Here is a 12,567-nt window from a genome sequence, read left to right on the forward strand (position 1 = left end):
TCTATCATACAATGTATAGAATAATTTTGTTGAGTTCTCGAATTGCAAAAACAATAGAAATAGACAAATTGAAAATTCTTGATTTCTACTATGTATATCCTACAGAATTGTTAGATATCAAAAAGCCAGTTGGTTTTAAAAAATATGAAAAATTTTTAAAGCGTGAAAAAAATAAATATGATAGGATAAATAATCCTAAAAGAATATTTTATAAAATGAACAGCATACAATTTCAGGCGATGAAAATTTTGGTAGCATATGGTTATTTAGATTCGGAAAGTTTTGAAAACGGAATTGTAAAAGTTACCGAAAAATCTTTTGGAGAGGAATTTCAAATTATGGTAGAGAAATCAGTGGAATTGAATACGAACTTGATTACTTTGTTAGCTGGACCGATAGCAGATATTGATTTATATGGACATCTTGGCTTAAAAGAAAGAACAGGATTAATTGAATTTAGATATGACACAATATAACCCCTTTTTAAAGTTAAATAGATTAATAATATTTTCTCACGAAGGAAAGATTGCTTACGATCAGAATTTTCATAGTGGGGTAAATATTATAAGAGGACACAATAGCTCAGGGAAATCTACAATAGCAAACTTCATTTTTTATATACTTGGAGGAGACTTCAATAAATGGACTTCACAAGCTCTTAAGTGTAAAGATATTATTGCTGAAGTTGAAATAAACGATGCAAAAATCACATTGAAAAGAACTGTTTCCGAAAAAGCAATGCAACCAATGTCCGTATTTTGGGGAAGCTACGAAGATTCAAAAAAAGCTGGTAGTGAAAATTGGGAGATATTTCCATATAAAAGATCAGAACACAAAAAAAGTTTCTCTAACGCTTTGTTTTTAGCTTTAGGATTTCCGGAATTAAGGGGAGATGTTGATAGTAATATTACGATGCACCAAATTCTCAGATTGATATATATAGATCAAAAAAGTTCTACACAGGATTTAATGATGTCTGATAACTTTGATTCCTCTATAACAAGAACAACTGTAGCAGATTTGTTATTTGGTGTTTATGATGATACTTTATATACTGATAAATTAGAATTAAGAGAGAGCGAAAAGGAACAGGAGATATTTAAAAAGCAGTTTGAAGGAATAGAATCAATTTACAAATCGACTGGTGCAGAAACAAAAATCGAAACAATAGATGCCCTTATTAGAGAAAATCTAGAACAATTGAAGAAAATTGATGAGGCATTAGCAGGTGGCGATGATATAAGCAATTCTGATATCGATGATGAAACTGAAGAAATTATTAAAAAGTTAAATGATTCGCTTTTGCTACATAAAAGAGAATTTACAGATACATTAAAAGAAATTGAGTATTATGAATATGAAATTTTAGATTCGAATGAATTTATTGATAGTTTAACTAAACGAAGCTTATCAATTAACGAATCTTTAGTTACCAAAGAACTTTTCGGTAATATAGATTTCACCCATTGCCCTCATTGTTTAAGTGAGTTAACAACTTCCCAACCAGATCATAGCTGTAGTTTATGTAAGCAAGTTTTACCAGAAGAACAAATAAAATCTCATCACAAAAAGATGCAACAAGAGATAGACAATCAAATAAGGGAGTCTAAAATGTTGCTTAAAGATAAACTATTAAAATTACAAGAGTTCAAATCACTAATTCCATCTCTAAGTAATGAGATTAAAACTACTCAAAGTGAAATAGAGTCTTTATTAAATAGGTTTCAAACAAGAAGAAACAAAGGTTACGATTCTTTACTAATTAAAAAAGGAGAAATGACTTCCAAAAATAATTTTCTCATACAGCAACAAAAAGCTATATCAAGAATTGATGTTTTAAGAAAAGAATTAAAAAGATTAGATGCTAAAATTAGAGATTTACGAGCCTCAATAATAGCAAAAGAAAAAGATAAAAACACAAAATTATTTAATGCTCGTTATTTTATTCAAACCAAAACTTTAGAAATATTAAAAAGTGATCTAGGAAGGCAAAAGGAATTTGCAAATGCCAAAATAGTTGAACTAGACTTCTCAAAAAATACGTTTTTATTAGATGGGCAAAACAATTTTTCTGAGAGTTCGAATGTATATCTGAAAAACAGTATTCGATTTGCAATATTTTTTGCGTCTTTACAATTTGCGTTTTTTAGATTTCCCAGATTCATTTTATGTGACAATATCGAAGATAAAGGAATGCAGCCTGATAGAAGTAAAAGTTTTCAAAGAAAAATAGTTGAGCTTTCTAATAGTTCAAATGTCGAACATCAAATTATTTTAACTACTTCAATGGTAGATGAAGATTTAAACGGCACGGAACTTTGCGTTGGGGAATTTTATGATGAAAACAACAAAACTTTGAAGAATATTTAATGAATAACTGGAAACAAAAAACACTCAACGATGTCTGTGATAAAATTTCTTTAAATAAAATTAAAATAAAACAAAAGGAATATTTATTTGAAGGAAAATATCCAGTTATTGACCAAGGACAAGAATTAATTGGTGGATATTTTGATAATCAAGATTTACTCGTTCCAAATGAACCACCATATATTGTTTTTGGAGATCACACAAAAGTCAAAAAATTTATTCCATTTCGGTTTATAGCAGGTGCAGATGGTGTTAAAGTTTTAAAAGCAAAGAGTAATATTTTACCGAAATTCCTATATTATCTTTTACATACAATAAAAATTGAGAATAAGGGTTATGCTCGACATTTTCAATTATTAGAAAAAGAAACATTTTTAATTCCTGAAGATATTCCCGAACAACGAGCCATTGTTAAAAAATTAGAAAGTTTATTCAGCAGTTTAGATGCCGGAGTAGCCGATCTAAAAAAAGCACAACAGCAATTAAAAATTTACCGACAAGCGGTTTTGAAAAAGGCTTTTGAGGGGGAAGTGAAGAAGAAAGGAAAAGATAATTTCATTGAAACTAAAATTAATGATATATCTGCAAACCTTAGCAATGATATGAAAATTGTTAAGCTAGGTTCTCTCATTACATTACAAGGAGGTTATGCATTTAAAAGCCAAGAATTTCAAAATGAAGGTATTCCTGTAGTTAAAATTGCTAATGTCAATCTTGATAATATAAATTGGGATGACACTTCATATATTGATGAAGGTAGAGTAAATGAATTTAAATCATATGCTTTAAAAGAAGGAGATGTACTAATTGCGATGACAAGGCCAGTTATAAAGTCTTTAAATAGTGTTAAAACGGTTATTGTTAGGAAAGCTGATTTACCTTGTTTCTTAAATCAGCGTGTTGGTCGTTTTTTGATAAAGAATGGTTCAGTTCTCAAAGAATACTTGCAATATTTTATTAAAAGTACATTTTTTAAAGACCCTATAGTAAGACAAGCAAATGATTCTTTGCTTCCGAATATAAGTGGGAAAATAATAGAGAGTTTTGATTTTCTAATTCCTGATAGTATTGATCAACAAAAACAAATCGTCAAACAAATTGAATCCCGTTTATCCGTTTGTGATTCCATAGAACAAAACATCAAAGAAAGTTTAGAAAAAGCAGAAGCCTTACGCCAAAGCATTCTTAAAAAAGCATTTGAAGGAAACTTGTTAACTGCACAGGAATTGGCAGCATGTAAACTGGCTCACGATTATGAACCTGCAAATGTATTGTTAGAGCGAATAAAAGTGGAGCAGAACAAAACAACGGCTAAACCCAATAAAAAAACACCGCATTAAAAACCGCCACAGCGTGGCAAAATATGAATAGCTCCGTAGGAGCGGAATATTAATAGCACATCATGGCGGAATATGAATAGCTCCGTAGGAGCGAAATATTAATCGTATTTAAAAATTTATGGCAAACACCTACACCCAATTATATTTTCATATTGTTTTTGCCGTGAAAGGCCGAAGCAATTATATTTCCGAACAATGGAAAGACGAATTGTATAAATACATTGCGGGCATTATTGCCAATAAAAACCAAAAACTAATGATTGTGAATGGAGTGCCGAACCATATTCATTTATTAATAGGCACGAAACCCAATTGTAATTTATCAGATTTAATTCGCGATATAAAAGCCAATTCATCTAAATGGATCAATGAGAAAAAATGGACCAACATTCATTTTGAGTGGCAAACCGGTTTTGGCGCATTTACCGTTAGCCAATCGGGTGTACCCAAGGTGATTGAATACATAAAAAATCAAGAAGAGCATCATCGGAAAAAAACCTTTAAAGAAGAATACATTGAATTTTTAAAAGCATATCAGATCGATTTTAAAGATGAATATTTGTTTGATGAAGATTGATTTCTTATTAATATTTCTTATTAATATTTCGCTCCTACGGAGCTATTGATATTTCGCTCCGCTGGAGCTCTATGGTGCTTAAAAATAATGCTTTAATAATATTTCGCTCCTACGGAGCTGTACATAAAAAATAAAATGACAGAATCAGCAATTGTATCAAAAATATGGAATCTGGCCAATGTAATGCGCCACGACGGAGTTGGTTATGGTGATTATCTTGAACAGATAACGTACTTACTGTTCCTTAAATGGTAGATGAACTTAACAAACCACCTTATAACAGAAACTTAAAATTACCCAGACTTAAAGATGTAGATGGCAATGAAGTGGAAGGCGCAGAGGTTTGCTCTTGGGAGAATTTAGTCTCAAAAAACGGAGCAGAACTGGAGTCGTTTTACATTCAGGCATTGCGTTCATTGGGTACGGAAAAAGGAATGCTGGGGCAGATTTATGTAAAAAGTCAGAACAAAATACAAGACCCGGCCAACCTGCAGCGCATTATTACGATGATCGCCAAAGAAGACTGGAGCATGATGGGTGCCGATGTAAAAGGAACCATCTACGAAGGACTACTGGAAAAGAACGCGGAAGATACCAAATCGGGAGCGGGTCAATATTTTACACCCAGAGCATTAATCAGAACCATGGTTGCCTGTGTACAGCCAAAGCCTATGAAAACGGTAATGGACCCGGCTTGCGGTTCGGGCGGTTTCTTTCTGGCAGCGTATGACTGGCTGACCGAAAACAATAAATTAGACAAAGACGAAAAGATGTTCCTGAAGAACAGTACTTTTCACGGTAATGAGATTGTAGCCAGCACCCGAAGGATGTGTCTGATGAACCTTTACCTGCACGGTATCGGAGAGATAGATGCTGAACCTTTGGTAAAATCAAATGACGCATTGATAGCAGCTGAAAGTCAGACCTATGATTATGTCTTGGCCAATCCGCCTTTTGGCAAGAAAAGCGGCATGACCGTGACCAACGAAGACGGTGATATTGAAAAAGAAGACATCAGTTATAACCGTCAGGATTTCTGGGAAACCACCAGCAACAAACAGCTGAACTTTTTACAGCATATTAAATCCCTGTTGAAGATTGATGGTGAAGCGGCAGTCGTTTTACCGGACAATGTTTTGTTTGAAGGTGGTGCCGGAGAGGAAATCAGGAAGCAGTTATTAAAGACCACTGAACTACATACTATTTTACGTTTGCCCACCGGAATATTTTATGCCAATGGGGTAAAAGCGAACGTACTGTTTTTCAATAACAAACCGGCAAGTAAGGACCCGTGGACGAAAGAAGTCTGGTTTTACGATTACCGAACCAACGTTCACCACACACTGAAGAAAAAACCGCTGACGGAAGCCGATTTAGAAGACTTTGTAAAATGTTATCATCCCGAAAACATCTACAAACGCAAAGAAACCTGGAGTGAGGAGAATCCTGACGGACGCTGGAGAAAATATACTTACGATGAAATCATCGTAAGAGATAAAACCAGCTTGGATATCTTTTGGGTAAAAGACCAAAGCTTAACAGATTTGGATAACCTGCCAGACCCGGATGTTCTGGCTCTGGAGATCATTGATAATATAGAAGCGGGATTGGCGAGTTTTCGGGAGATTGTGAGCGAGCTGGAGAAGGGTGAAGAAATTAAATAAAATTTATAGTTTCGGCTCAAAGGTAAAAATAGAAAATTTAGCTGATATGGGGACCACGCGATGGGATTTGAGCGACAGTGGAGGGGAACACTTCGGCAAACACGGCATGATCAGACTGTACTCACCTTGCCGAACCGTCGGTTATTGGTTTATTGTTCCGTTTACCGTACTACTGATCCTTCTTACCATCAGTAGTATCTTCTTGTTTTTATGGGTAGGTTCATTTGGGCAATCTTGGGCATATTATAGCAGCTTTTAAAAGATACTTTTGGAAAAAAATTAACTGAACATTTTACATGAAAAAATCATTACTATTTATGCTGCTTATTGGCAGTCTTTTCTCAGCTCAGGAAAAAGTATCAATTGGCGTAATTCCTTTTACATCCAGCTATGACAAGAACATCAACTTTTCTGTCTTCGAAGTCAAAAAAGGCGGGGTTGAACTGAATAATAAATTCAAGGCGAAGGCAAATCTTCAGATAATTACCAGCTAATTTCGCAGATTTTTTAGGGATAGCGGTCTGGCTTCAGCAGCTGGACCAGCACCTAGCCTTGTGACATTTCTGTCTTCACATATCTTTCAAACAATAAAATATTTTTCGCCATTCGGCGAGCCGTTCCTGTTTTGCGGATTAAACTGTAGATCCGGAAAATTGTAGAAGGGCATACTGGAAATACATTAAATTAAAATCATGAATAAAATTTTACTTGCGGCATTTTTACTTGCGGCGTCAACCAGCGTTTTTGGACAAACAAAAGAAGAAATGGAATCTTCAAAACAAAGAATTGAAAAAATTCAAAATCTGGAAGCTTTTAATAAAACAGCCATTCAGTCAATTGACGACCTTCAGGCAAACATTGGATCTACCGCGTTAGAGTCTGCAGCAATAACACCTTTGCTTCAAAACTTCTACTACCGCTCGATCGGCCAGAACGCTGACGGCATTACGGATATTACTGTTAAAAAGCCTACGCTGGCAGAAGTTACAGAACTTTCGTTAAGAATTTACGCGCAGAAAAAAAACCTTGAACAGATTACCTCTGCACTCGCTACCGCTTCGCAAGATGCTTCGGCAACTAAAAATCCCCTCAAGCTGAGTAAGGCCTTATCTGCGGTAAATTATGCAAAAAACGCAGTAGCGCTATTAGGCGAAGAAACTGTTTTTCAGGTTAATGCCATCCAGAGTATGATCCAGACCCTTAGCACTTCCGGTAATCTGTAATGTACAAAATACTATTGCCATTATTCCTCCTGCTGTCACTTACCAAACTTATGGCGCAGGAGGATACCAGAACGGTAGTCGGTGTAAGTGCCTTCAGTACCGATGAAAGCGGAAGGTTTGTAGGTCTGGTAACGGAAAAGGTCGTGGAAATGCTCACAAATACCAAGAGATTCCGCGTTGTAGACCGTACCAGCGCAGATAAGGTGCGGGACGAGCTTGAACTTCAAAAGTCCGAGGCTTTCATGGACAGTAAAAACCTGGTGGAACAAGGCGCCAGTATGGCGGCTGAAAAGATTATTACTGGACATATCACTAAAATTCCTGTATACGCGATCAAAAGTGCCGCCGGAACAGTTACCGGCTATAAGGCAAGTGTTGCCTTCCAGATGAAAGTGGTAGATGTGGCTACCGGCCTAAGTACCGATGCTACAAGCTTTGAAGGTAAAGCGAGCGACCTGATGCTGTCACCGGAGAGTGCGGTGCAAAATGCGATGAAATCTGTACAGGGAGAAATCAATCATTATTTCAAGCTGAATTTTCCTGTCCAGGGTAAAGTTATAAAAATCCTGCAGGTGGATAACAAAGGCAAATTTCTGCTGAATGTAGGTAAAAACGCTGGCATAGCGGTAGGTGACAGGTTTATAATAGAAAAAACGGAAATTATCGAAGGGCAGAAGTATCCCCAGAAAATCGCCACTGTCGAAGTGGTTAATCTGGCAGGTGAAAATCTCTCTGAAGCAGTCGCGTTAGATAAGAAATCCAGTGAAAACATCGTTGCCAGCTACTCGGATTCACAAAAACCCGACTGCACATTGATCATTAAAAAATAACAGATGAGATACCTCTATACTTTGTCACTTATAGGCCTGTTTTTTATTTCCGGTTGCACAACGCAGCGTAGGGTTTCCCAGATACAGGTTATCGAGAGCAACAGCACATCTATAACTCTGGATGTAAACTCTGGTAATCCGGAATACGCGGCCATTTATCAATTATTATTCCGCGGATTTCCTGAAAGCAATCAGACATACCCTCTGATATCCACCGCTGAGGACGAAATCCAGAAGCAATATCCGGCTTATTTTAAAGACTTTTTCCAGAAGCAGCAGTACAAAACATTTGTAACGGTCGCCTCAAAAAATGAAGACGGCAGTTACCGCATTGTCCTCAATACAAAAGCCCTCAAATCAGATTTAGAACAAAACTCCATCATCCGAAAATTCGGTTACTAAAATGAAAAACTTTTTCCTAAGAAATATACTGCCGCTGGCCCTTGCGTTGGTCAGCCTCCCCGGCTTTGCCCAGATGTCCGCTTCCAATGTGCAGACTGTGCAGCCGAAAATTATGGTGATTCCGTATGTGAAAGAAGGTGAGGACCTTCGTAATATCCTTGAAAATGATGTCAACAAAAGGATAGCGCTTACAAAAATAAAAGAGGTTTTTGATTCGCGCGGGTTTACCACAGTAGACTTCATCGCCAAACTGAAATCCGCAAAAGACAACAATATCTTCACCTCCGACAATCAGACTGATCTTAAGGACCAGATTGTCCAAATGTCCGGAGCAGATATCTATGTTCAGGCAGAAGTAACCGAAAGCAGGACGTCTTCCGGCAATTCGGTATCGGTAGTTATGTCGGGCTATGAGGCCTCTACCGGAAATTCCCTTTCGAACAAAGTAGGCGAAAGCGGGAAGTTCTATACCGATGATTTCGGCAAGCTGGCCTCGAAAGCGGTGGAAAGCGTATCACAGGAATTCCTCAATGTGATGCAGACCAAATTCACTGATATCGTAACGAACGGTAAATCCATCAACATTGATATCAGTTTTGCCCAAGGTTCAGTATATAAGATGTCTTCGGTAATAGCTCCCGAAAACCTTCCCCTCTCAGACCAGATTGAGATGTGGATGGAGAATAATGCCTACAAGAATAACTACCACATACAGGGTACTACCGATATGAGAATGATACTGGATGATGTGAAAATTCCGCTGAAAGATTCAAACGGAAAAAACTATAACCCGAACAAATTTGCTCTTGAGATGTTTAAATTTTTCCGAAATATAAACCTTCAGACGGACAAAGACATAAAAGGAAACACCATTTATATTACCATTAAGTAATGATTAAAAAATTATTTATCTGTGTAGCGTTTATGGCTTCGGCAGCCGCATTTCCGCAAAGCCAGGACGACCTGGGAAAAATTCAGCTCTCCATTTCCTTTACCGAAGCTCAGGCAGAACGTTTTGATCAGGATGTGTTAGTGAAAACAGAAGGGAAACTCACTCAATTGCTTTCCAATCATGGTATCGCAGCGACAGATTATAATAATGGTCTTCTGCTTCAGCCAAACATCATTATCAACAGCCAGGATGTAGTGGAAGGTGGTATGCAAAATATCAATGTGATTAATATGACGCTACAACTTCTGATAAAACAGGATCAGACTAATATTATTTTTTCCTCATATTCTAAAACTTTAAAGGGTTCCGGGAGAAACACTACTCTCGCCATAAACAACGCGCTGAACACCCTGTCTGCCAGCGACCCCTCTTTAACAGCTTTCATAGACCAGGGGAAAGATAAAGTGCTGAGGTATTATAACAGCAACTGCAGTCAGCTTATTTCAAAATCAGCGAACCTTGGCAAAGCCGGAAAATACGAAGAATCATTAGCGCTTTTGGCATCCGTTCCCGATGCAGCGCAGTGCTATAATACTGCACAGGTCAAATCGTTGGAAATTTTCAGGAATTTGCAGCGTAAAGAATGTTCAGCACTTATCAGCGACGCAAAAATGTTTATTGCCCAGAAAGATTATTCCTCAGCTTTTGAAGCCCTGTCAGGTATAGACAGCGGTTCGCCCTGCGCTTCTGAAACCAGTCTGTTGGTTAAGAACATTCAAAATCAAATAACAGCGGAAGAGAAAAAGCAGTGGGATTTGCAGATGAGCATACGCAAGGATGAAGTAGCCATTCAGAAACAAAGGATCAGTGCGATAAGGGACATTGCTGTTTCCTTTTACAACAGCCAGAAGCGTCCGGGCAATGTTATTATTGTGCGATAATATTCCCGCATGGTTATCACTTCTCTAAAGAGAGGTTCTGCATTTGACTAATCGACCTGATTCATTTACAGGAGCCCTTGTCAGCGTAGGTAGGATTTGTTGCTGTTTATATACCGCATTCGGTATGAAATAATTTGTTGACCAACGGTAATGTAAGTGACAACGTTTTTCTCAAAAAGGGCGATAGTTCACAAAAATGTTATTTATGAAGGCGAAGCCGGCCAACTTTGTGCAGTGGCAACCTTAGTTATGTTATAACCCGCTCACGCAGTCTTGCTTTCCTGAAGGTGATAAATAAAAGAGTTCCAAAAACAATTTCCGTCAAAGCACCGCTCAGGGCAGTGTAGAACGCTCCTGACTGTGTCGCAAAAAGCACGGTTGCAGCTGCCGCCAGCAAAGCGCCGAGCAGCCAGTAGCTTCTCATACCGTAAAGGCTGGCGAAAGTGAGATAGCGTCCACCGATAATCATCAGCATGCCCTGAAAAAACCATTCGGGCCTGACCAGCGAGAGGCCGAAAGCCAGCGGGATACACATAATCATCCAGACCGTTCCTTCCATCGCCAACCTGCTGAGCGGATTTCCATGGGTGTGACTGCCTGAAATCCCGGCCATTTTACCGATGAGCATCGAGAGCGGAAAAATCATCATGCCGCCGATCATCAAAGTCCAGATTCCTGTGTTCACTCCGAATTGGTTTACTGCAATTGCCGAGGCAAGCCACACGAGGCCTGAACTGAGGATGCCGGTGGAGCCGTAGCCGTAGGCGGTGCGCATGTCTTGCTGGGCATTTTCAAAGTTGTTGATCATGGTTTTCGTGGTTTTTTACCAAAGATAAAAATTTTTTAGAAGGTTCAAAGTCAGGAGAATTTGCACAGCGGGTCAGGGATTGCAAATCCACGACATCGGGAGATTTTTATTCGTCGCTAGTAGACCCAACTCTTTCTGCGTTGGCTGACCAGAGAGAATCTAAATCAGAAGGGAATTCTTTATTGATGATTTCCTCTAAAGTTTCGGCTGCGTCAGTTTCATTTAGCTTATCAAGAATAGTTAAAGTTTCTCTGAACTCCATAGCTTCAGGAACTGTAGTAAATTCCCCTTCAAAACCTAACTCTTGAATTTTTTCTTCTATTTCTTTTAAAGGGACTTTAAAAAACTCTTTTCTGTAATTTAACATATTAACTTTCTTGTGAGCAAATGCTTTATGTAGTTCATACTCTAAAGTTCTGGCCTCATCGCTATAAATTAAGGCATGAACGTCAAAACCAAACGGTACAGAAGCATCTCCTAATTCTCGAACTCTATCTAATGGCTCAAGTCTTCGGGTCATACCTATTTTAAATACATCTTCTCCGAAAGCTCCTATGTTAGATATAATATAAACATATCCACGTTTAGTTTGTTGAGCCATAGACAATGCCCGTTCCTTTTTTTCTTGTGCAGCTTTTAATGCGCTTTCTAACTCAGTGATTTGATTTTGTAGCTCCAAAGTGTTTGCGCCAGAGGATTGTTCAAATTCTCGCCTGACTCGCTCTATCGCCTTCTGAAACATTGTCTCTTCTTTCTCTGCCTCCCTTTGTGCTTTTTCAAAATCACGGCGGGCTTTTTCCTCTTCCCTCAGTTCATCTTGTATAGCTTTCATCGCTTCTTTCTCTTCTTGTTTCTTGGCTTGAAACTCATATTCGAGAATTAATTGCTGAACTTTAAGTGTGAAATATTGTTTGTTAATGAACACATTAAAACCGCTACCTAGTTTATTTATTGATTCAAATGCTTTTTCTAAGCGATCTTTCATTTGGTTTATATTATTCCATCTAACCTTTGCGATCATAACATCTGCTTCACCATTAAAAGCCCTGAGCATAAGTTTCTTGTAAACTTGTACGATTTTTCTTCCTTTTGCTTCACTGCCTTCTACAGTCCAATTCGTGGAACAGATAGCAGCACGATCATCCTTTATTAGTTGTTTTTGTTTTTCAATTACCTTCATTTGCTCAGAACGGTAGTCATCTGATTTCTCAAACTCGTAAACTGGAGTATGAATGCCGAATTCAATTAAATCAATTTTGTTTTCGTACAATTCAACTTCGGACCTTATCTTTTTATAAGTTTCTAAAGCTACGTGGTAATTTGCGTTTAATGTAGTAATCTCACTCCTTAGTTTTAGGACTTCCGCTTGTATGTTTTCTGCTTCAGCGTTTATATTTTTTATTGGTTCATACTTCACAAGTAATGACTTAAGCTGTTCGATTTGTTTAAGTTCATTTTTCTTTAAAAAATCTAAGAGACCCATAGTTGCTAATTTTTGTGAGTTTTTCTAATTAAATAAA

The 12,567-nt window shown here is 37.6% G+C and carries 14 protein-coding genes; 12 read left to right on the forward strand and 2 right to left on the reverse strand.

Features of this window, described 5'->3' with window-relative positions:
• Window positions 1-11 precede the first annotated feature (11 nt).
• The 12 genes from CO230_RS05340 (at window position 12) to CO230_RS05385 (ending at window position 10,239) form a co-directional block, all read left to right on the forward strand.
• Complete coding sequence (locus tag CO230_RS05340; RefSeq protein WP_317124760.1) at window positions 12-476, forward strand: ABC-three component system middle component 5; 465 nt, start codon at window positions 12-14, stop codon at window positions 474-476.
• Window positions 463-2,370 carry an AAA family ATPase gene (locus tag CO230_RS05345; RefSeq protein ID WP_122027649.1) on the forward strand — a complete coding sequence of 636 codons (1,908 nt, stop codon included), beginning with the start codon at window positions 463-465 and terminating at the stop codon, window positions 2,368-2,370. The genes CO230_RS05340 and CO230_RS05345 overlap by 14 nt, the downstream gene beginning before the upstream one ends.
• Entirely contained in the window at window positions 2,370-3,710 is a 1,341-nt protein-coding gene (locus CO230_RS05350; protein WP_122027650.1) for a restriction endonuclease subunit S, read from the forward strand. Before CO230_RS05345 ends, CO230_RS05350 begins: the two co-directional genes overlap by 1 nt.
• 118 nt (window positions 3,711-3,828) lie before the next feature.
• A complete protein-coding gene (tnpA, locus tag CO230_RS05355; protein ID WP_122027651.1) occupies window positions 3,829-4,287 on the forward strand; it encodes an IS200/IS605 family transposase in 459 nt (152 codons plus the stop codon).
• A 135-nt stretch (window positions 4,288-4,422) separates the two neighbouring features.
• On the forward strand, window positions 4,423-4,542 hold the full coding sequence (locus CO230_RS12360; RefSeq protein ID WP_228438195.1) for a type I restriction-modification system subunit M N-terminal domain-containing protein: 120 nt from the start codon (window positions 4,423-4,425) through the stop codon (window positions 4,540-4,542).
• Entirely contained in the window at window positions 4,536-5,951 is a 1,416-nt protein-coding gene (locus CO230_RS05360) for a class I SAM-dependent DNA methyltransferase (protein WP_228438196.1), read from the forward strand. Before CO230_RS12360 ends, CO230_RS05360 begins: the two co-directional genes overlap by 7 nt.
• A gap of 296 nt (window positions 5,952-6,247) precedes the next feature.
• On the forward strand, window positions 6,248-6,445 hold the full coding sequence (locus CO230_RS12190) for a hypothetical protein (RefSeq protein WP_162989987.1): 198 nt from the start codon (window positions 6,248-6,250) through the stop codon (window positions 6,443-6,445).
• Between the two features lie 198 nt (window positions 6,446-6,643).
• Entirely contained in the window at window positions 6,644-7,174 is a 531-nt protein-coding gene (locus CO230_RS05365; RefSeq protein ID WP_122027652.1) for a hypothetical protein, read from the forward strand.
• Window positions 7,175-7,188: 14 nt separating this feature from the next.
• Entirely contained in the window at window positions 7,189-8,004 is an 816-nt protein-coding gene (locus CO230_RS05370) for a penicillin-binding protein activator LpoB (RefSeq protein WP_228438197.1), read from the forward strand.
• A 3-nt stretch (window positions 8,005-8,007) separates the two neighbouring features.
• Window positions 8,008-8,406, forward strand: a complete 399-nt coding sequence (locus CO230_RS05375) for a hypothetical protein (RefSeq protein ID WP_162989988.1) — start codon at window positions 8,008-8,010, stop codon at window positions 8,404-8,406.
• 1 nt (window position 8,407) lies between these two features.
• On the forward strand, window positions 8,408-9,298 hold the full coding sequence (locus tag CO230_RS05380; RefSeq protein WP_122027655.1) for a DUF6175 family protein: 891 nt from the start codon (window positions 8,408-8,410) through the stop codon (window positions 9,296-9,298).
• On the forward strand, window positions 9,298-10,239 hold the full coding sequence (locus CO230_RS05385) for a hypothetical protein (protein WP_122027656.1): 942 nt from the start codon (window positions 9,298-9,300) through the stop codon (window positions 10,237-10,239). The genes CO230_RS05380 and CO230_RS05385 overlap by 1 nt, the downstream gene beginning before the upstream one ends.
• Window positions 10,240-10,486: 247 nt before the next feature.
• Here the strand turns inward: CO230_RS05385 and CO230_RS05390 are convergent, their stop codons facing one another.
• Entirely contained in the window at window positions 10,487-11,047 is a 561-nt protein-coding gene (locus CO230_RS05390; RefSeq protein WP_122027657.1) for a DUF7010 family protein, read from the reverse strand.
• Window positions 11,048-11,153: 106 nt separating this feature from the next.
• Window positions 11,154-12,530 (reverse strand): DUF4041 domain-containing protein, encoded by a 1,377-nt coding sequence (locus CO230_RS05395; protein WP_122027658.1) that lies wholly within the window; start codon window positions 12,528-12,530, stop codon window positions 11,154-11,156.
• Window positions 12,531-12,567 lie beyond the last annotated feature (37 nt).

Origin of the sequence: Chryseobacterium sp. 6424 (assembly GCF_003692615.1) — a bacterium.
In the GTDB taxonomy this organism is placed as follows: domain Bacteria; phylum Bacteroidota; class Bacteroidia; order Flavobacteriales; family Weeksellaceae; genus Kaistella.